This is a genomic window from Pseudomonas sp. 05L36, from assembly GCF_056398125.1.
In genome coordinates, this window is sequence record NZ_JBFTOU010000023.1 from 116,457 (window position 1) to 137,065 (window position 20,609).

Annotated in this window: 16 protein-coding genes and 2 pseudogenes; 14 read left to right on the forward strand and 4 right to left on the reverse strand. The window is 60.2% G+C overall.

Translation table 11 applies throughout. The features are described from left to right. The first annotated feature begins 256 nt into the window (after positions 1-256). The 14 genes and pseudogenes from AC1DKH_RS22795 to AC1DKH_RS22860 all read left to right on the forward strand — a co-directional run bounded on the left by AC1DKH_RS22795 (position 257) and on the right by AC1DKH_RS22860 (position 16,742). Entirely contained in the window at positions 257-925 is a 669-nt protein-coding gene (locus tag AC1DKH_RS22795; RefSeq protein ID WP_150752413.1) for a haloacid dehalogenase type II, read from the forward strand. Between the two features lie 36 nt (positions 926-961). Beyond that, entirely contained in the window at positions 962-2,236 is a 1,275-nt protein-coding gene (locus tag AC1DKH_RS22800; protein ID WP_477799378.1) for an NAD(P)/FAD-dependent oxidoreductase, read from the forward strand. 85 nt (positions 2,237-2,321) lie between these two features. Beyond that, positions 2,322-3,968, forward strand: coding sequence for an ABC transporter substrate-binding protein (locus AC1DKH_RS22805; RefSeq protein WP_477755195.1), 1,647 nt, complete (start codon positions 2,322-2,324; stop codon positions 3,966-3,968). 46 nt (positions 3,969-4,014) lie between these two features. Continuing rightward, positions 4,015-4,971 (forward strand): ABC transporter permease, encoded by a 957-nt coding sequence (locus AC1DKH_RS22810; RefSeq protein WP_477799379.1) that lies wholly within the window; start codon positions 4,015-4,017, stop codon positions 4,969-4,971. Beyond that, entirely contained in the window at positions 4,968-5,840 is an 873-nt protein-coding gene (locus tag AC1DKH_RS22815; RefSeq protein WP_477799380.1) for an ABC transporter permease, read from the forward strand. The genes AC1DKH_RS22810 and AC1DKH_RS22815 overlap by 4 nt, the downstream gene beginning before the upstream one ends. Before the next feature lies 1 nt (position 5,841). Then, on the forward strand, positions 5,842-7,686 hold the full coding sequence (locus tag AC1DKH_RS22820; protein ID WP_477799381.1) for an ABC transporter ATP-binding protein: 1,845 nt from the start codon (positions 5,842-5,844) through the stop codon (positions 7,684-7,686). Further along, positions 7,683-7,991 (forward strand): (2Fe-2S)-binding protein, encoded by a 309-nt coding sequence (locus tag AC1DKH_RS22825; RefSeq protein ID WP_052964739.1) that lies wholly within the window; start codon positions 7,683-7,685, stop codon positions 7,989-7,991. Before AC1DKH_RS22820 ends, AC1DKH_RS22825 begins: the two co-directional genes overlap by 4 nt. After that, complete coding sequence (locus tag AC1DKH_RS22830) at positions 7,973-9,364, forward strand: FAD/NAD(P)-dependent oxidoreductase (RefSeq protein ID WP_477799382.1); 1,392 nt, start codon at positions 7,973-7,975, stop codon at positions 9,362-9,364. Before AC1DKH_RS22825 ends, AC1DKH_RS22830 begins: the two co-directional genes overlap by 19 nt. Continuing rightward, positions 9,361-10,515: an NAD(P)/FAD-dependent oxidoreductase gene (locus AC1DKH_RS22835; RefSeq protein WP_477799383.1), complete on the forward strand. Its 1,155-nt coding sequence runs from the start codon at positions 9,361-9,363 to the stop codon at positions 10,513-10,515. Before AC1DKH_RS22830 ends, AC1DKH_RS22835 begins: the two co-directional genes overlap by 4 nt. After that, positions 10,512-11,669 carry an acetylornithine deacetylase gene (gene argE / locus AC1DKH_RS22840; RefSeq protein ID WP_477799384.1) on the forward strand — a complete coding sequence of 386 codons (1,158 nt, stop codon included), beginning with the start codon at positions 10,512-10,514 and terminating at the stop codon, positions 11,667-11,669. The genes AC1DKH_RS22835 and argE overlap by 4 nt, the downstream gene beginning before the upstream one ends. Before the next feature lie 208 nt (positions 11,670-11,877). Continuing rightward, positions 11,878-13,101, forward strand: a pseudogene (locus AC1DKH_RS22845) (nitrate- and nitrite sensing domain-containing protein); the annotation flags it as partial. Between the two features lie 75 nt (positions 13,102-13,176). Beyond that, positions 13,177-13,959, forward strand: a pseudogene (locus AC1DKH_RS22850) (methyl-accepting chemotaxis protein); the annotation flags it as partial. 204 nt (positions 13,960-14,163) lie between these two features. Beyond that, entirely contained in the window at positions 14,164-15,621 is a 1,458-nt protein-coding gene (locus tag AC1DKH_RS22855) for an NAD-dependent succinate-semialdehyde dehydrogenase (RefSeq protein ID WP_477799385.1), read from the forward strand. Between the two features lie 41 nt (positions 15,622-15,662). Then, positions 15,663-16,742: a tartrate dehydrogenase gene (locus AC1DKH_RS22860; protein WP_477799386.1), complete on the forward strand. Its 1,080-nt coding sequence runs from the start codon at positions 15,663-15,665 to the stop codon at positions 16,740-16,742. 501 nt (positions 16,743-17,243) lie between these two features. On the opposite strand, the gene AC1DKH_RS22865 is transcribed toward AC1DKH_RS22860, so the two are convergent. From AC1DKH_RS22865 to AC1DKH_RS22880, 4 genes are all read right to left on the reverse strand, one after another. After that, entirely contained in the window at positions 17,244-18,428 is a 1,185-nt protein-coding gene (locus AC1DKH_RS22865; RefSeq protein ID WP_477799387.1) for an aminotransferase class V-fold PLP-dependent enzyme, read from the reverse strand. Between the two features lie 136 nt (positions 18,429-18,564). Then, positions 18,565-18,795, reverse strand: coding sequence for a twin-arginine translocase TatA/TatE family subunit (gene tatA, locus AC1DKH_RS22870; RefSeq protein WP_477799388.1), 231 nt, complete (start codon positions 18,793-18,795; stop codon positions 18,565-18,567). 84 nt (positions 18,796-18,879) lie between these two features. After that, a complete protein-coding gene (locus AC1DKH_RS22875) occupies positions 18,880-19,587 on the reverse strand; it encodes a cupin domain-containing protein (protein ID WP_477799389.1) in 708 nt (235 codons plus the stop codon). 45 nt (positions 19,588-19,632) lie between these two features. After that, positions 19,633-20,490: a GNAT family N-acetyltransferase gene (locus AC1DKH_RS22880; protein ID WP_477799390.1), complete on the reverse strand. Its 858-nt coding sequence runs from the start codon at positions 20,488-20,490 to the stop codon at positions 19,633-19,635. Positions 20,491-20,609 lie beyond the last annotated feature (119 nt).

A 20,609-nucleotide genomic window follows, 5' to 3' on the forward strand; every position in this document is an offset into this window, starting at 1 on the left:
GCTTGCCAGCGCACCATAAAAGCCCGCAAAGGCGTAGAAACCGGGGGTGGAGCGCCCGAGTCTGGAGCGTCCCGCAAAGTCTGCTGAGCAAGCCCTGCAAAACGGTGGTTTGTACCAAGCAGCCTATACTTTTAACAGTTTATGCATGGTCTCTTGGTGTTGTAATAAATCCGTGATGCAGCGTTGCACCGATGCTTCCAGAGCGGAGTAACTGCTTGCCCCGTCATGACCTCAACAATCATTAAGGACCGCACTCATGAGCTTTCTTCGACCCAAGTTTATTACCTTTGACTGCTATGGCACGTTGACCAACTTTCAAATGGGAAACATGACGCGCGAACTGTTCGCCGATCGTGTCCCTTTTGAGCAAATGGATCAGTTCGTCAAGGACTTCTCCGCCTATCGTCTGGATCAGGTGATGGGTGACTGGCGGCCGTATGATGAGATCATCAAGACCGCCCTGGCGCGCGTCTGCAAGCGTTGGGGTGTCGAGTACCGGGGTGAAGGCCAACTCTACTACGACGCCGTACCGACTTGGGGGCCACATGCCGACGTACCGGCCGGCCTGGCAAAAATCGCCGACAAGATTCCCTTGGTGATTTTCTCCAACGCGATGGACGAGCAGATCATGTCCAACGTCGACAAGCTCGGCGCTCCCTTCCATAAAGTCTTCACCGCCCAACAAGCCCAGGCCTACAAGCCGCGCCTGGCCGCCTTCGAGTTCATGCTCGATAACCTCGGCTGCGGGCCTGAGGACGTTCTGCATGTGTCCTCGAGCTTCCGTTACGACCTGATGCCGGCCAACGACATGAAGATCAAGAACAAAGCCTTCGTTGCTCGTGGTCATGAACAGCCGGCGAATGCCGTTTATGGCTACCACCAGATCCCGGATATCGGCGCATTGCCCGGGTTGGTCGGTCTCTAAGTCTCAAGGCACTCTTCAAGGCAAAAGGGGTTAGACATGGGCAGTGAGTCCTATTGGCTCGATACCGCACCGCAATTCACCGGTGCTCAGCTCGGCGCATTGCCCGGGCAGGTCGATGTGGCCATCGTCGGTGGTGGTCTCACTGGCCTGGCCGCGGCCCGAGCCCTGGCCTTGAAGGGGGCCAGTGTGGTGGTGCTGGAAGGAGGGCGGGTGATTGGCGAGGCTTCGGGGCGCAATGGTGGCCACTGCAGCACCGGCGTTGCCCAAGACTACGCGGCACTCAGCGCCAGCCTCGGCGCTGATAAGGCGCGTGCTTATTACCAAGCCTATGAAAGCGCCGTACAGAGCGTCGTTTCATTGGTGGAGCAGGAGCAGATTGCCTGCGACCTCAAGCGCAATGGCAAGCTGAAGCTGGCCGCCAAACCGATGCATTACGAAGGTTTGGCGCGCACCTGCGAATTGATTCGGCGGGAGGTCGACGCCGAGGTCGAGTTGCTCTCTCCAGAAGAAGCCCGTGCTGAAGCCAACTCGGCCCAGTTCCATGGAGGCATGCTGCAGCGCAATGGCGTGCAGATGCACGTTGGGCGCTTCGGTGTCGGGTTGGCCGAGGCGGCAGCACGTCACGGCGCATCGATCTTTCAGGGCGTGTCAGTGACGGATTGGAAGGCCAGTGCCGGCGGCTATCAGGTCAATACCACCAAGGGCTCGCTACACGCCACGCAGATTCTGCTGGCCACAGGCACGTGCCAGCAGGGCGGATTGGGCTGGTATCGGCGGCGGATCGTGCCGGTGGGCAGTTTCGTGATCGCCACCGAGGTGCTACCGCAGGCCCTGATCGACAGCTTGCTACCGGCACGGCGTTCCTATGTCACCAGCCGCATGATCGGTAACTACTTCCGCCTGACACCGGACAACCGCTTGCTGTTTGGCGGTCGTGCCCGGTTTGCCATGTCCGACAGCATTTCCGACGCCAAGAGCGGCAAGGTATTGCAGGCGGCGATGGTCCAGATGTTTCCGCAACTGGCTAGCGTGAAGATCGATTACTGCTGGGGTGGCCTGGTGGATATGACCTCCGATCGGTTACCCCGCGCCGGGCAGCATGGAGGGGTTTATTACTCCATGGGTTACAGCGGTCATGGGGTGCAAATGTCGGTGCACATGGGGCAGGCCATGGCTGAGGTAATGGCCGGCAAGGTCGAGGCCAATCCGTGGCGCGAACTCGATTGGCCAGCCATTCCCGGGCATTTCGGAAAACCCTGGTTCCTGCCTCTGGTGGGGGCGTATTACCGCCTGCAGGACTACCTGCACTGAGTTCATGGTGTTGCTTTACGTTTCAACCACGCTGCGCTTAATCAGCAGCACTTGAGCCTGATCATTGACGAAAGGTAGGACTGACATGACTGACAAAAAAAATAATATCGACTCCCAGCTGATCACCGGTGAAGAAAGTCTGCGCGTTTTCGAAGGGCTCAATCGCGGCATGTCACGCCGCAATGCATTGCAGATGCTGGGGTTGGCCGGGGTGGCTGTCGCGGGCGCCAGTAGTCTGTTCGGCGCCGCTGGCAAGCTGTTTGCCGATGATGAGGCTGCAAGCCCTGGCAAAGGCAAGCCCGGCGGTCGTATCCGCGTCTCAGGCTCGTCCAGTTCCACCGCCGACACCCTGGATCCGGCCAAAGGTTCAGGCTCCACCGACTACGTGCGCCATTACATGTTCTACAACGGTCTGACGCGTTTCGACAGCCATATGGTGCCGCAACTGGAGTTGGCCGAGCGTATCGAAACCACTGACGCCACGCTCTGGGTGATCAGCCTGCGCAAGGAAGTGACCTTCCACAACGGCAAGGCGCTGACCGCCGCCGACGTGGTGTTTTCGCTGTTGCGGCACAAGGATCCACTCACCGGTTCCAAGGTCCTGCCGCTGGCGTCGCAGTTCGCCGAGGTCAAGGCCGTCGGTACCCACGAAGTGCAGATACAATTGAGCGGCCCGAATGCTGAATTGCCGTCGGTTCTTGCCGTCTCTCACATGTTGATCGTTCCCGAGGGTACGAGCGATTTCAGCCAGGGCATCGGTACCGGTCCGTTCAAGGCCAAGGAGTTCCAGCCCGGGGTGCGTTCGATTGCTGTGCGCAATACCAATTACTGGAAACCCGGCTTGCCCTATCTGGACGAGATCGAATTTATCTCCATTGCCGATGAGTCGTCACGGATCAACGCCCTGTTGTCGGGCGACGTGCACATCGTCAACGAGGTTAACCCGCGCTCAACGGTTCGCATCAAGGCCAGCCCCAAGCATCGGGTCGTGGACTCGCCGTCGGGTAACTACACTGACCTGATCATCCGTCAAGACCAGATGCCGGGCCAAAGCCCGGAGTTCACCCAGGCCATGAAATACTTGATGGACCGCGAGCAAATCAAGTCGGCGATATTCCGTGGCTACGCCCGGGTTGGCAACGATCACCCGATCGCACCGGGTGCGCGCTTCTTTAACGCCGACCTGCCACAACGTGCCTACGATCCGGAAAAAGCCAAGTTCCTGCTCAAAAAAGCCGGCATGGAAAGCATCACGATGCCGCTGATGTGCTCGCCGGCCGCGACCGGTTCGGTGGACATCGCCGTGCTGTTGCAGCAGTCAGCCAAAGAGGCTGGACTCAAGCTCGACGTCAACCGTCTGCCGAGCGATGGCTACTGGTCCAATCACTGGGCGAAGCACCCGCTGAGCTTCGGCAACATCAACCCGCGCCCCAATGCCGACATGCTTTTCTCGCAGTTCTTCCAGTCGACAGCACCCTGGAATGAATCCGGCTGGAAAAACGAACAGTTCGACCAGCTGTTGGTACAGGCCCGAGGTGAAACCGACGAGGCCAAGCGCGGCAAGATGTACGCAGATATGCAAACCCTGGTGCATGAGCACAGCGGTATCGGCGTGCCAGTGTTCATCAGCAACATCGATGCCGCCGATCAGCGAGTCAAGGGCTACGGCACCAACCCCCTGGGCGGTTTCATGGGGTACATGTTTGCCGAGCAGGTCTGGCTGGACGCTTGATGAATGTCGGGTTTTTGCTGCAGCTACATTGCATGAGGATAGGGTGATGAATAGCAACACACTGTGGTTGATCGGCCGGCGCTTGGGCACGGCGATCGTGACCTTGTTGATTGTGTCCATGGTGGTGTTCGCCATCACGGCGGTGCTGCCGGGAGACGCGGCACAACAGTCTCTGGGGCAATTCGCCACGCCCGAGCAGGTGGCAGCCTTGCGCCTGAAAATGGGGCTGGATCAGCCCGGTGTGTTGCGTTACCTGCACTGGTTGATGAGCCTGCTTGGCGGTGACATGGGGCAGTCGGTATCCAACGCCATGCCGGTCCGCGACTTGATGGCCGGGCGTCTGCCCAACACCCTGATGCTGGCGGCCGCCACGGCGCTGGTATCAGTGCCGGTGGCGTTGATTCTGGGCATCGGTTCGGCCATGGGCCGGGGCGGGCGCATCGACAGTGTCCTCAGCTTTTTTACCTTGACCATGGTGGCGGTGCCAGAGTTTCTGGTTGCGACCCTGGCGGTGCTGATTTTCGCGGTGAACCTGGGTTGGTTGTCGGCGTTGTCCTATGCCAGTGACATCACGTCACCCTGGCAATTCATGCGCACTTACGCCTTACCGGTGATGACGCTGTGCTGCGTGATTGTCGCGCAAATGGCACGGATGACCCGGGCGGCGGTGATCGATCAGCTCGACAGCCCTTACGTGGAAATGGCCCGGCTCAAAGGTGTGAGCAAGATGCGGATCGTTCTACGCCATGCCTTGCCCAACGCCATCGGGCCCATCGCCAATGCCATCGCCTTGAGCCTGTCTTACCTGTTGGGCGGGGTGGTGATCGTTGAAACGATCTTCAACTACCCCGGCATCGCCAGCCTGATGGTCGATGCCGTGACCAACCGCGACATGGCCCTGGTTCAAGCCTGCACCATGTTGTTTTGTACGGCGTATTTGACGTTGGTGCTGATTGCCGACCTGTGCGCGATTCTTTCCAATCCGAGGCTGAGAAATCAATGAACAATCTCATTGTGAAATCGCCGGCTACTACCAAATTGGCGCAGGGCAAGGTTTCCCACAGATCGTCCTGGCTCGGCCTGATCGGCGCTGCGATGTGTGTGATCTGGTTGCTGGTAGCCATCTTCGGCCCATGGCTGGCACCGCATCCGGTGGGGGAAGTGGTCTCCGACAATGTCTTCGACAACCTGAGCGCTGCTTACCCGTTCGGCACCGATTACCTGGGCCGCGACATGCTCAGCCGGATCCTCGTCGGCGCACGATTCACCGTCGGCCTGGCCTTGGTGGCGGCGGTGTTGGCCAGCGGTCTGGGGACCAGCTTCGCGTTGCTGTCGGTGGTGTCGCCGAAGTGGCTGGATGAGTTGATCAGTCGCTTGATGGATGCCTTCATTTCGATCCCCAGCAAGATGCTGGCGTTGATCATGGTCTCGGCCTTCGGCTCCTCGGTCACCTTGCTGATCTGCACGGCGGTATTGAGCTTCACCCCGGGTGCATTCCGCATCGCCCGCAGCATGGCGGTGAACATCGAAGCGCTGGAATATGTGCAAGTGGCCCGTACTCGCGGCGAGCGTCGGCTGTACATCGCCTGCGTGGAAATCCTGCCGAACATGCTCAACCCGGTGCTGACGGACCTGGGCTTGCGCTTTGGCTTCATCGTGCTGCTGCTCAGTGGCATGAGTTTCCTGGGGCTGGGTGTGCAACCGCCGGATGCCGATCTCGGGTCGCTGGTGCGCGAAAACATCGGTGGTCTCAACCAGGGGGCACCGGCCATCGTGATTCCGGCGTTGGCCATCGGCACCCTGACCATCGGTGTGAATCTGTTTATCGACCGACTGTCGTCGCGACGTAGTCGACGTTCGGGAGGTCATTGAAATGAGTGAGTTAATCAGGGTTCAGGACCTGCGAGTGGTCGCCTGTGGCGAGCTTGGTGAGGTGGAAATCGTCAAGGGCGTAAGCTTCTCCCTGCAGAAAGGCGAAGTGCTGGCGCTGATCGGTGAGTCCGGCTCCGGCAAGACCACTATCGCCCTGGCGTTACTCGGTTATGCCCGACGCGGTTGTCGGTTGGCGGGCGGGGTGGTGCAGATCGGCGAACACGACATGCTGGCGTTGAGCGAAGGCGAGCTGCAAGGCTTGCGCGGCAACCGTGTGTCGTACATCGCCCAGAGCGCCGCCGCGGCGTTCAATCCGGCGAAAAGACTCATCGACCAAGTGGTGGAGGGCGCGTTGATTCATGGTCTGGGCAGCAGGACTGTGCTTGAGGCCAAGGCCATCGAGTTGTTCCGCGACCTGGCCCTGCCAGACCCCGATCACATTGGCCAGCGTTACCCTCATCAGGTTTCCGGCGGGCAACTGCAACGGGTGATGGCGGCCATGGCGCTGATCAGCGATCCATTGCTGGTGGTACTCGACGAACCGACGACGGCACTTGATGTGACCACCCAGATCGATGTGCTGCGCGCCTTCAAACGGGTGGTCCGTGAGCGTGGCGCGACGGCAGTCTACGTGTCCCACGACCTGGCGGTAGTGGCGCAGATGGCCGATCAGATCGTGGTGCTCAATGGCGGCGAGATCTTCGAACAGAGCGCCACGGCACCCTTGCTCAAAGGCCCGGCCCACGAATACACCCGCAGCTTGTTGGCGGCAGCACGGCCGGACACCACAATTCGTCCACCCTGCGGTGTTGCTGAAGACACACTTTTGCTGACCATCCAGGGTCTGACCGCCGGTTACGGCAACAAGAACGCGCATGGCATGCCATCGATCCTCGTATTGGAGGATATTGATCTGACCGTGCGTAGGGGCCAGGCGATTGGCGTCATTGGTGAGTCAGGTTCTGGCAAGTCGACTTTGGCACGGGTGGTGGCCGGGTTGTTGGAGCCGGCGCTCGGGGGACTGACCTTCGATGGCCAGCCCTTGGGTGGCAGCCTGTCGTCGCGCACCGATGAGCAGTTCCGACGCATTCAAATGGTCTTTCAGAATGCCGACACCGCACTCAACCCGATGCACAGCGTCAGCACTATTCTGAGCCGCCCGCTGAAGATGTATTTCGGCCTCAAGGGTGCGGCATTGCGCGAGCGTATCGGTGAGTTGCTGGATCTCGTTCGTTTGCCGCGCACGATGGCTGAACGTCGTCCGAACGAACTGTCCGGCGGGCAAAAACAACGGGTCAATCTGGCCCGGGCCCTGGCCGCCAAGCCGGATCTGATTCTCTGCGACGAGGTGACCTCGGCACTGGATACCGTGGTCGGTGCAGCGATTCTCGAACTGTTGCGCGACCTGCGTCAGCAACTGGGCGTGTCCTATCTGTTCATCAGCCATGACATCTCCACCGTGCGAGCGCTGTGCGACGACATCGTGGTGATGTACAGCGGCCACAAGATCCAGGCCGGCAGTCGCCAGTCGTACGCCCAGGCACCGTTCCACCCCTACACCGACTTGTTGATCCATTCGGTGCCGGAGTTGCGTCAGGGCTGGCTGGAAAGCTGTGGAACAACGACCTGCGGCACGCTGCCGCCCATTGGTGCAAAAGCCAATGTGCCGGGGCTGTGCACGTTCCTCAATCGCTGCCCGGTGCGGGTCGACGGCCTGTGCAATTGTGTCCCGCCGGACCGTCGGATGATCGTTGGCGGCAGTGAAGTCCTTTGCCATCACGACAGTGCCGAGCTGCTGAAAACTCAGCAGGATTCCAACAGCATGACCGTGGGAGCCTATGCATGAACGGGCGTTTCGTAAGGCTGGCCGAACAGGGCCGGCCCATCATCAAACTTCAGGTAGACGGCAAACCTATCGAGGCGCTGCAGGGCGATACGCTGATGGTCGCGTTGCTGACTCAGGGTTCGGCCTTGCGCCAATCGGAGTTCGATTCTGGCCGCCGCGCCGGTTTCTGCTTGATGGGCGCGTGTCAGGACTGCTGGGTCTGGACCCGCAGCGGCGAACGTCTACGCGCCTGTTCCAATGAGGTCCGTGAAGGGCTGGATATTGTCACCACACAACCGGAGGCGATATGGCCACTGCGCGGCTGAACCCTCATCGAGTCGTAATCGTCGGCGCCGGGCCGGCCGGTACACGTTGCGCCGAAACCCTGGTCGCCGCTGGATTCAAGCCCATCCTGATCGATGAAAATCGCCGGGATGGCGGGCAGATCTACCGGCGCCAACCCGAAGGGTTTACCCGGGATTACGCCACGCTGTATGGCACCGAAGCCGCCAAGGCCAACGACCTGCACCAGAGCTTCGACCGTTTGCGCGGGCAGATTGATTATCGTCCGGACACACTGGTGTGGAACCTGACGCCGGGGCAACTGTGCTGTGTCAGCCAGGGCAAGCACTCGACGGTGGATTACGACGCGCTGATCCTCTGCACCGGCGCCACCGACCGTTTGATGCCGATTGAAGGCTGGCAGTTAGCGGGCACGTATAGCCTGGGCGGTGCGCAGATCGCCCTGAAATCTCAGGCTGTGTCCATCGGCCACAGCGTGGTGTTCATGGGCAGCGGGCCGTTGCTGTATCTGGTTGCCAGTCAGTATGTGAAGGCGGGAGCCAAGGTCGCGGCAGTGCTCGACACTTCGCCGCTGAGCAAGCGGATTCTTGCCATGCCGAAACTGTTGGCGCGCCCTGGATTGCTGTTCACCGGGATGAAGTTATTGGCGCAGTTGTACCGGGCGAAGATCCCGGTGCATTTGGGTGTTTCACCGCTTCAAGTGCAGGGCGATGCGGCCAGCGGTGTCAGTGGCGTACGCGTGCGCACGGCACGCGGTGAGACCTTGACGGTGGATTGCGATGCCGTTGCGCTGGGTTACCACCTGCGCCCGGAAACGCAATTGGCCGACCTGGCCGGTTGCCGTATGCGCTTCGATGAAGCGTCGAGCCAATGGTGGCTGGCCACGGATGAAGACGGCCGGACCTCGGTCAGCAGTGTATATGCCGCCGGCGACGGTTCGAAGATTCGCGGCGCCGATGCCGCCGAGCACGCCGGGCGCCTGGTGGCCATGGCGTTGCTGGAGGATCTGCAGCAACCAGTGAATGTGGCGTTGCGCGACGAACAACGGCACGCGCTGGCGGTGATGGATGAATTTCGTCTCGGCCTCGCGCAGGCCTTTCCCTGGCCTTCCGCCCAGGCCAAAGCGCTGCCGGACGAGGCGATCGTCTGCCGCTGCGAGATGATCAGCGCCGGCGAATTGCGCCGGACCGTCAGTGAAAAGGGGGCCTGTGAAGTCAATCGGGCCAAGGCCTTCAGTCGGGTCGGCATGGGCCGCTGCCAGGGGCGTTATTGCTCTCAGGCTGGGGCTGAGGTGATTGCCGCCGCTGCAGGCGTCAGTGTGCAACAGGTCGGCCGACAACGGGGTCAGGCGCCGGTCAAACCCCTATCGATGCTCACCGAGGAGGTGTCGCCATGACGGTACAGAAAGCCGATGTCGTGATTGTTGGTGGCGGCTTGATGGGCTCGGCGGCAGCGTTTTTCCTGCGCCAGCGCGGGCAGTCGGTGATTTTGCTGGAACGCGACCAGATCGGTCAGTACGCCAGCGGCGTGAATTTCGGCAACGTGCGACGTCAAGGGCGTTACCTCGGGCAGTTGGAATTGGCCAATCGTTCCTGGGCGTTATGGAAGCGTCTGCCAGAGCTGATCGACGATGACCTGGAATTCATCGCCAGCGGGCATATGCGGGTGTGTTACCGCGAAGACGAGATCGCCGAACTGCAAGCCTATGCCGATGCGCCCGAAGCGGAGCAGTTGGAACTGAAGATCTTTCGTGGCGACGAGTTACACAAGCGCTTCCCATTTCTCGGCCCGGATGTGAAGGGCGGCTCCTACGCGCCCCACGACGGGCACGCCAACCCGCGTCTGGCGGCCCCGGCATTTGCCCGCGCGGCACGACGCCTCGGTGCGCGGATCGAAGAGCGCACTGAAGTGGCCGAGGTGCAAAAGGTCGGCGGCGAGTTCAGCATCAGTACCACCGACGGTCGTCAGTTCAGCGCCGCTCAACTGTTGATCACCGCTGGCGCCTGGGGCCAAAAACTCTCGGCGCAGTTCGGCGAACCGGTGCCGCTGGACACCCACGGCCCGCAAATGGCCGTGACCGAGCCAGTGCCTTACGCCTTGCCGACAGTCATCGGTGTCTATACCAGGATTCCCGAGGAAGTGATTTATTTCCGCCAAATACCCCGTGGAAACATCATCATCGGTGGCGGCTATCGCAGCGAACCGGACATGCTCAACCGCCGGGCCTATGTTGAGCCGCGCAGCATTCTCAATCAGTTCGAGCAGATGCGTCGCCTGCTGCCGGGTGTCGGCAACCTGAACATTATTCGGGTCTGGAGTGGTATCGAAGGTTACCTGCCTGATTCCCTGCCCGTGATGGGGCCAAGCGGCACCGTTGATGGTTTGTTCTATGCCTTCGGTTTCTGCGGTCATGGCTTTCAGCTTGGACCGGGGGTCGGTGACGTGATGGCCGAACTGATCAGCACCGGCAGCACCAGCACTTCGATTTTGCCGTTCTCCATCAACCGGTTCGCTTCTTCAGTCGAGCAACGGAGCAAAGTCTCATGAAACCCCGTGTACTGGAGATTCTCAAACGGCTGATGGCCTTCGACACTGTCTCTGCAGAGCCGAACATGGCCTTGATCGAGTACGTGCGCGAGCTGCTGCTGAGCAAGGGCATCGAGTCGTTGATCGTCAAGGATGAAAGCGGCAAAAAAGCCAATCTGTTTGCCAGCACCGGTCCACGGGAGGTGCCGGGGATTTTGCTGTCCGGGCACACCGATGTGGTGCCGGCAGCGGGGCAGGCCTGGACCTTCCCGGCGTTTCAGGCGACGGTGCAGGACGGTCGGATCTATGGCCGTGGCAGTTGCGATATGAAAGGTTTTGTCGCGCTGGCCATCGACGCAATGCTTGATGCTGCCGACCATTCATTGAGCCGGCCGTTGCAACTGGCGCTGTCCCATGACGAAGAAATCGGCTGCGTGGGTGTTCGACGTTTACTGGATGTGTTGCATCTGGCACCGGTGCGGCCGTTTCTGTGCGTGATCGGTGAGCCGACCAACATGCAGTTTGTGCTTGGGCACAAGGGCAAGGGTTCTTACCGTTCTTACTGTCGCGGCCTGGAAGCCCATTCCTCCCTGGCACCGCGCTCGGTCAATGCGATTCACGTGGCTTGCGATTTCATCGCCGCGCTGCGTCAGGGCCAGCAGCAATTGCAAGAGCAGGGCGCTCAGGATGGCGAATATGACGTGCCCTACAGCACCGTGCATGTCGGGCAGATTGTCGGCGGCAAGGCGCTGAACATCGTGCCGAACTTGTGCACCCTGGATTTCGAAGTGCGTAACCTGCCGGCGGATGACCTGGATCAGTTTCTGGAGCAGATGCGCGAACGTGCCGAAGTGATCGTGCGCGAAGCCAAAAAGCTGTCTAGCGTGGCGGATATCGAAATTGAGACCGTGAATGTCTATCCGGGCCTCGATACCCACCCGAGCGTCGAAGCGGTACGTTTTCTGAAAAACTTCGCCGCACCGGACACCGGCACTGCCAAAGTCTCATTCGGCACCGAGGGCGGGTTGTTCAAACAACGCCTGGATGTGCCGGTAGTGGTCTGTGGCCCGGGCTCGATTGAACAGGCACACAAGCCTGACGAGTTCATCGAAATCAGCCAGGTGGAAGCCGGCGAGCACTTTCTGCAAGGGTTATTGGGCTCGATGCGGCTCTAGTGTTCCGTTTGCCTACTCCGGACACTCGCTCACCGCGCTTATGGCCCTGTTATGGCATGGCGTCCAGGAACGCTTCACGTCCCGAGTTTGAGTTCACCCGCTCATCGTACTGACAGTGTGGGAAGTGCTTAGAAAGGCTTCCCAGGCTTGCTTGACTGTGCCTGTTCAGAAAAACCGCCAGCCACTCGCAACCCTTCCGGAGTCCTCTATGAAAGTGCTTGAGCACCTGTCATTCGCTGGCAAGTTCGTCTTGCTCGGCTTGCTAGCCGTGACCCTGATTGTCATTCCTACCAGCCTCTACGTACTGGGTGCATACCAGAATAGCCACCAGACAAATCTGGAACTGCGGGGCATACGACCGGTGCAGGCGTTGCTCCAGTTAATCCACTTGACGCAGCAGCATCGCGATTTGGCATCCGTTGTACTAACTGGCAATCGGGACTTCAACAAAGCCCGTCAGGACAAGCAGGCCGAAGTGGATCGCGCCGTCGAGGCAACCGAGCAGGTTTTACAGGAAGCCCGAATCGCCCCCACCATTCTGGCTGCCTGGCGACAGGCGCAACAACAATGGCAAGAACTGGCCGGCCAGGTTGGTCAGGCCACAGTCAAGGGCCCGCAAAGTCTGGCCCGGCATAGCCAGTTGATCGCAGCCTACCTGCTGATCGAGGATGCAATGCTCGATCACTTCAAATTGTCCCTGGACCCGGTTTTAGGGACTTACTCGCTGATGGCGGGTGCCCTGATCGAGTTGCCACAAGCCAGCGAGTTGTTGGGTCAGTTGCGTGGTGCCGGCAGCCTGTATCTGGCGCAGGGCCGGATCCTGCCCGAGCAACAAGGTGCACTGCGTGGCTTGGCCACCCAGGCGTTGAGCAGCGTTGACAAGACGGCACGTGCCTTGGCCAAGGCGAGTGCCGCCGAACCTGAACTCAAGGCTCTGCTGGAAACGCCGCTAACGGCGTTAGGTCCGCACATCCAGCAGGCGCTTGAACTCAGCAATGCGCGATTGGTATCGGCCGTCGAAATGGACCTGGATTTCGCGCCCAGTGCAAACACCGCCGGGAATAACGAGTCTACCGATGCCCTGTACGCGCTTAAGCTGAATTACCCGGTCGGCGACTATCTCACGGCTTACAACAAACCTGTTGACGCCTTGTATGCCGTTGGCCGCTCAGCGCTGACGGCACTCGATGAGGCGCTGGTGAAACGCCGCGACAGTGCCCGGCAGAGCCTCATCCTGATGTCCACAGGTTTGCTGGCGCTGCTGTTAACTGGCGGCACCTTGGCCACCTTGATCGTGTTGCGTCTGCTTAAACAGTTGGCGATTGCCATGGCGGCAGCCGAGCGTATCGCCGAGGGAGACCTGACCCGACCACTGGATAGCGTTGGTAGGGATGAAGCGGCGCGCCTGTTGCAGGCGCTTGGGCGCATGCAAATGAACCTGCGCAGTACGGTCAGGCAGATTTTGAGTTCTTCCGAACGGCTGGCCACGACGTCCGCTCAGTTAAGTGCAGTGACCGATGACGCCACCCGTGGTGTGCAACGCCAGAGCGCTGAACTCGACCACGCGGCCACTGCGGTCACAGAGATGACAGGTGCGATCGAAGACGTGGCGCGGAATGCCGCCTGGGCCTCAGAGGTTTCCCAGGCAGCAGACCAGCGTTCGCGTCAGGGGCAGGAGAGCGTCAGCCGTACAGTCGCTGCCATCGAATCGTTGACCGGGGATATCGAGGATACCGCAAGCGCCCTGCAAACCCTGGCAGGCCAGATAGGTGATATCGGCTCGGTGTTGGATGTGATTCGCGGCATTGCCGAGCAAACGAATCTGCTCGCCTTGAATGCGGCGATCGAGGCGGCTCGCGCGGGCGAAAGCGGACGGGGTTTCGCCGTGGTGGCCGATGAGGTTCGGGCCTTGGCGCAACGAACCCAGGAGTCGACCAAACAGATTGAGACCATCATCGGCTCGGTGCAAAAAAGCAGTCACGGCACCCTGCGAGCCATGCAAAGCAGTAATGGTAAAACCCGGGAGACCCTGGAGGTCGCCCGCGCGGCAGGCGCGGCACTGAATGCCATCGTAGACGACATCGCCCAGATCAACGAACGCAATCTGTGTATTGCAAGTGCCACCGAAGAGCAATCCCAGGTTGCCCGAGAGGTGGATCGCAACCTGCTCAATATCCGTGATGTTTCCCAACAGGCCTCGGTCGGGGCCAATCAGAGCCAGGCCTCTAGCCGGGAACTCGCGGGCTTGGCCAGCGAGCTGAATGGCATGGTCAAGCATTTTATCGTCTGAGCGAGACTCGTTGCGCCTCATTCATGCTTGGTGACCGGCTGCATCTCGGCATCGGAGAGCGTGACGATAGCCCTCACAAACCAACAGTAGAGCCTGCTGTCGAATGCTGATTTTCAGCATTCGAGGCTGCCTGGGCGGCGCTTTCAGCATCCTCGTCTGTGGCGACACAATAGACTGGAGGCTGTCTCGGAACAGGACTCGACCATGCTCAACAATCGCCTGAAAGACCCCAGCCTGCTGGTAGAACTCGCTTACATCGACGGTCAGTGGATCAGCGCCGACAACGCCGCCACCCTGGACGTTATCGACCCGGCCAGCGGCCAGTTGCTCGCCCGCGTACCCGCGATGCAAGGCAGCGAAACCCGACGCGCCATCGACGCTGCCGAACGCGCCTGGCCGGCCTGGCGCGCACGCCCGGCGGCAGAACGGGCGGCGCTGCTGGAACGCTGGTATCAGGCGATGATCGACAACCTGGACGATCTCGCGTTGATCATGACCTGCGAGCAAGGCAAGCCGCTGAATGAAGCCAAGGGCGAGGTCCGCTATGGCGCCAGTTTCGTCAAATGGTTCGCCGAAGAAGCCCGTCGGGTTTACGGCGAAACCATCCCGGCACCCAGCGGCGACCGCCGCTTGCTCACGCTTAAACAGCCGGTTGGCGTCTGCGCCGCGATCACCCCGTGGAACTTCCCCAACGCGATGATCACCCGCAAATGCGCACCCGCTTTGGCGGCCGGCTGCCCGGTCATCGTCAAACCCTCGGATCTGACTCCGCTGTCCGCCCTGGCTCTGGCGGTGCTCGCCGAGCGCGTCGGCATTCCGGCCGGGGTGTTCAACGTAGTGACCGGTATGCCTGTCGGCATCGGCGAAGAACTGACCGGCAACCCGACGGTGCGCAAGATCTCCTTCACCGGTTCCACTGCTGTCGGTCGGCTGCTGATGCGCCAGAGCGCCGAACACATCAAGCGCTTGAGCCTGGAACTGGGCGGTAACGCGCCGTTCATTGTGTTCGATGACGCTGATCTGGAACAGGCAGTGGCCGGCATCATGCTCAGCAAGTTCCGCAACGCCGGCCAGACCTGCGTTTGCGCCAACCGGATTCTGGTGCAGGACGGGATCTACGAGCGCTTCGCCCAGCGTCTGGTGGAGGAGGTGGGCAAGCTCAAGGTCGGCAATGGCCTGGACTTTGAGGTGACCATCGGCCCACTGATCAATGCGGCGGCGGTGAGCAAGGTCGCTCGACATATCGACGATGCTTTGAGTCAGGGAGCCCGTCTGCTCTGTGGCGGCATCCCCGAAGGCGACAGCCAGTTCGTCCAGCCGACGGTGCTCGGTGAGGCCCATGCCGGGATGTTGCTGGCCAACGAAGAAACTTTCGGCCCAGTCGCACCGCTGATGCGCTTCACCAGTGAAGAAGAAGCGCTGGCCCTGGCCAATGCCACGCCTTATGGCTTGGGCGCCTATTTCTTCACCCAGGATTTTCGCCGTTCATGGCGCTTCGGTGAGGCGCTGGAGTTTGGCATGATCGGTCTCAACACCGGGCTCATCTCCATGGAAGTCGCCCCATTCGGCGGTATCAAACAATCGGGTCTGGGCCGTGAGGGCAGCAAGTACGGGCTGGATGAATACCTTGAAGTCAAAGCCTTCCACATCGGTGGGCTGTGATCCGGTCAGCGTTTGAACAGGACATTGAGGAGCCACGATTGATGAGCAAACCATTCAGAATCGCCGCGATTGCCGGCGATGGTATCGGCAAGGAAGTCTTGCCTGAAGGGCTGCGGGTACTGGAGCAGGCCGCGAAGAAATGGCAGCTGGACTTGAGCATCGAAGTGCTCGATTGGGCCCACTGCGATTACTACCTGGAACACGGGCAGATGATGCCTGCCGACTGGTTCGAACAACTCAAGGGCTTCGATGCGATTTACTTTGGCGCCGTGGGCTGGCCGGACAAAGTGCCGGATCACATTTCCCTGTGGGGTTCGCTGCTGAAGTTTCGCCGTGACTTTGACCAATACGTGAATATCCGTCCGGTGCGGCTGTTTCCTGGTGTGCCGTGTCCGCTGGCCGGGCGCGAAGCCGGGGACATCGATTTCGTGGTGATCCGCGAGAACACTGAGGGCGAGTATTCGTCGGTCGGCGGCAAGATGTTCGAAGGCACCGAGCATGAGTTCGTGCTGCAGGAGTCGGTGTTCACCCGGCGTGGCGTGGACCGGATTCTCAAGTTCGCCTTCGATCTGGCCCAGACCCGGCCGCGCAAACGTCTGACCGCGGCCACCAAGTCCAACGGCATTTCCATCAGCATGCCGTACTGGGACGAGCGCACCGCATTGATGGCTGCGAAGTACCCGGATGTCACCTGGGACAAGCAACACATCGATATTTTGTGCGCACGTTTCGTGCTGCAACCGGATCGTTTCGATGTGGTGGTGGCGTCGAATCTGTTCGGCGACATTCTGTCCGACCTGGGACCTGCCTGCGCCGGTACCATCGGCATCGCCCCTTCGGCCAACCTCGACCCGGAGCGACGCTTCCCCTCGCTGTTCGAACCGGTGCATGGCTCAGCGCCAGATATCTATGGGCAGAACATCGCGAACCCGATTGCGATGATCTGGTCCGGTGCCTTGATGCTGGATTTCCTGGGCAATGGCGATGAGCGCTACCGTGCGGCTCATGACGGTATTCTCAAGGCCATCGAGCAGGTTATCTCCCATGGACCGATCACCCCTGATCTGGGCGGGCAGGGCTCGACCCAGGATGTCGGTATGGCAATCGCCGCGGCGCTTTGAGCTGAGGAAACACGCTCTACTCAGTTGATCGTTCCCACGCTCTGAGTGGGAATGCAGCCCAGACGCTCTGCGTCCCAACAGCGGACGCGGAACATCCAGCCGGCTTCACCGCTCTACTCATTCTTGTGTGTCACCCTTTTAGCCCGCTCACACTGCGGGCTTTTTTTGCGCGCAAAAAAACCTGAACAGTCACTTCTCAAGGTGGCCAGCGGGCGCGCCGTTGCTCTCTATCCACGCTACTATCGACCTGGCGCACGGTCCCAGATGGACTATTGGCGGACTATATTGAGGGGGAGAGTAGTCGTCTTTGCGCGCGCAGAATTGGCGCAAATACGACCGGTCGAAGATATCCCGTTTGGCTAAAGCGGTCTGCGTACTGGCGCGAACAGAGGGTTCGTGAGGGTTGACGACAAGGACTACCAAAGCATGCTTGCGGCCGGGGAGCACACCCAAGCCATTTTCGGGGGCCACTACCTCCGTGGGTCCCCCCAGCCCGCCGGCCTATCTGCTTGCAACCACCTGCTTTAGCGCCTCGACAAAGCGCCACAGATCGCTCTTCTGCGTGTAGATGCCCGGCGACACCCGAAGTCCGCTGATGTGCCTGATCTGGCGGAATTTGACATGCACCTGGTGGGTTTTTCGAAGCTCCTGCTCAACCCATCGAGCATCACATTGATCGATAGAGAACAGGCTTACTGCGCCCAGCTCGACGGTATCAAGTGGCGTGTGGAGCCTGAAACCGGGAATGTCTTTGGCGAGGTCAACCCAGTAACGGGTCAGCTCCTGTAGGCGCGCGTGAATGACTCGCGTGCTGATTTGTGCATGGAAACGGATAGCCGGGGCAATGCCCGCCTGTATCGCCGAGTTATAGGTGCCGAGATTCCAGTGGTCGAATTTGTCGATCTGTAGCGGCGGCGGATCGAAAGGCCCCAGCAATGGCCAGGTGCTGTCGATTCGGTCACGCCTCACAATTAGCATGCCATTGCCGACCGGCGCCCCCAGCCATTTGTGGAGGCTGGTGATGAAGTAGTCGCAATCCAGGTCGCGGAAGCTGAGCGGCATCTGCGCAAACGTCTGGGCACCGTCCACCACAGTGACAATCGCCCGCGCTCGGGCTAGCGTACAGATGCGCTTGACCGGCAGGACTCGCCCGGTCCAATGCAGCATGTGGGTCAGCTGGATCACCCGGGTACGCGGGGTAATGGCCTGTGCATACGCTTGCACGATGACATTCTCATCGTCCATCAGGTCGAAGTTGACGGTCACCACTTCGATGCCTTCGCGTTGCTGACGCTGCAACCATCCGGCTATTACGCTCGGATAGTCCCACTGTGAGACCAGCACCTGGTCGCCGGCCTTCAATGGAATGCCGAAGATGGCTGTCGACAAGCCTTCGGATGAGTTGCGGTTCAGGGCGATCTCATCGGGATCGCAATCGGCCATGTCAGCCAGCTGTTGCTTGATCGCAGGGAGCTCGGCGTCGAGCTTGCTCCACATATTGACGTCCGGGTTGTGGCTGATCAGCCGATAGGCATCGATCATGGCCTGCTCTACCACCAGCGGCGGCGGGCTCACGGCCGCGTTGTTCAGGTTCAATAGGGGGCGCTGCTCAGGATAGGCTGCGCACACGCGCTCCCAGAATGCTTCCTCAGCGACAGACTTGTCTGACATCAGCTGCACTTCCATTTTCGCTTCTCACCTCTGTTTGAATTGTTTACTGGGGCTTGGGCACTCGCCACGTCGACGAGCTTCAATGGCACGATCAGTGATCTCTTCAGAGCTGTCTGGACCACCAATAGCCGTTCGCTAAAGCCGATATAGATTAGGGGTTGGTATTTTTTACCGAGTCTTCGAGCATGCGCGCCTGAGCGTCAATGGGCGGGTCCCTGGGCTGCTCAGTGACTGGCTTATCGTCGCCCATGGATTTGCGGAACCCCCTGATCGTGTCGCCGAGATCCGACCCCAAGCCTTTCAGACGCCTGGTTCCGAACAGCATGACCACGATCAACAGGATGATCAGGAGTTTTCCGGTACTGAAGCCACCCAATCCCATTGTCTGTACTCCGCAAATGATTGATCGGTTTGGTGGTGGGGCCGGAGGAGGAAAATCCGTCTGCCGGCGCTAACTCGGTTCGAGTTATTTGACGACGTAGAACTTGCGTACATAGGCGCTGCTATGCCAGGCGCATGGTGCGCCTCGGGGCACGAATACCGTATCGCCAGTGTTGACTGTCAGATCGATCCCGTCCGCCAGCTGGAGGGTGACGCTACCTTCGATCAGGTGCATCAGTTCATGCAGAAGGTGCGGCCTCGCCCCGCGGGTATAGGGTGTCGAGTCCCAGACGCCGATGCGCAGGTTGGTCGGTTCTTCGACAAACAAATTGTGTGAGCGACATTGCGGTGGCGGGCTTAGCAGAATTTCTGGCCCCGGTGCCGCCGAGGGAGAGAGCAGGGTTAGCGGGGAGAGCGCGGTGAGCCCGGGATGGCGCTCTTCGACGAGCTGGGTATCCGCGCAGAATGCCCAGAGAGAGTCGGGTTGCGCCTCGATCTGGAGCGACGTACCGCGGGCGATCACGGCGCTGTCGCCGGGATTTAGTTGGAGCCTGTGATCCTGGCTCTGCAGGGTGACGCGTCCCGCGTGAACCACGATCGTTTCGCTATAGGGATAGTCATCGACGTTGAACTGTCCGCTCGCCTGGACCACGCCGGCAGCGATGTCATCCGGCCCGAGATAAGCAATGTGCCGGTCGAAAGGATCGGTGGCCCCCAACGAACCGGGGGTGAATTTTGTTGAAGCGGGACTGCCGTCGGCGTGTGCCAACAGCACTGCAGTGGGTTCGAGCATGAAGGTGTTTCTCCAGGAAAATGCATTGGATGTAACGCTGGTTTGTCAGCCGATGGCCTGAGTCACCAGCGCAAACTGGCGCACTGCGCCGATAGCCTGCGGTGGGGTGCCACGAGCCATTTGCGCAACGGTGTCGACCTGCTTCAGCCCGGCTTCTTCCAGCCAAGGGGCCAGTCCGCTATCGGACGGTATATCCATGCGCACGAATGCGTCCGGCACTTGGGCCAACAACACCGCGATCAAGTGCTTGGCCTGCTCTGGACTTTCCGCGATGACCGGGCCGATGCAGCGACCACGGCCGAATGGGCGCAGCATGGCGAAGGCACGTAGCTGACCCTCGCGCTCGATACCGACCGAGTGTTCGACACTATCGAACAGATCATTGAGCACGGCCTGTCTGTTCAGGCCGCTGCCGGCGTTAGCCAGTTCGATTTGATCGTTTCCATCGGCTTCGGTCAGCGGGCGACAGCGCTCATCGGCTGGAAGATCATTGGGTACTGGAGACAGCGCATACCCCTGATGTTGTTGAATATGTCCAAAGTCAATGAATCCCTGACTGGCATAAAGTGGGGCACCGGCCAGCGTCGCATTGAGCATGGCGGTACGTGAACCGCAAGCCTCAAGTGCCAGTTCCATCAGCTTGCGACCTATACCCTGGCCCTGGTACTCATCACTGACGATCACCAGGCCGATAGTGGCGTAATCTCCCTGCGCACAGGTGAACGCGGTACCGATCAGGCGACCTCCATCTTCTACGACAAAACCCTGCGCGATGCGCTGCAACATGGCCCATTCCTCCAGGCGGTGGGGCCATTTCAGCTGTACGGACAAGGCGTGGGCCAACGGCACATCGGCCGGGGTCATGGGGCGATAGCTATACGTAGGGCGTTGCGAGTTGGACATGACAGATCTCCGTATACAGGGAGCGTGACCGGTCGGATTTCTCCGCTGAAAGTGTTGGTATCTCACCTGCTGTGAGGCCTGACAAGAGGCAGCCATTGATTCGGCAGATTCTGTAGGCG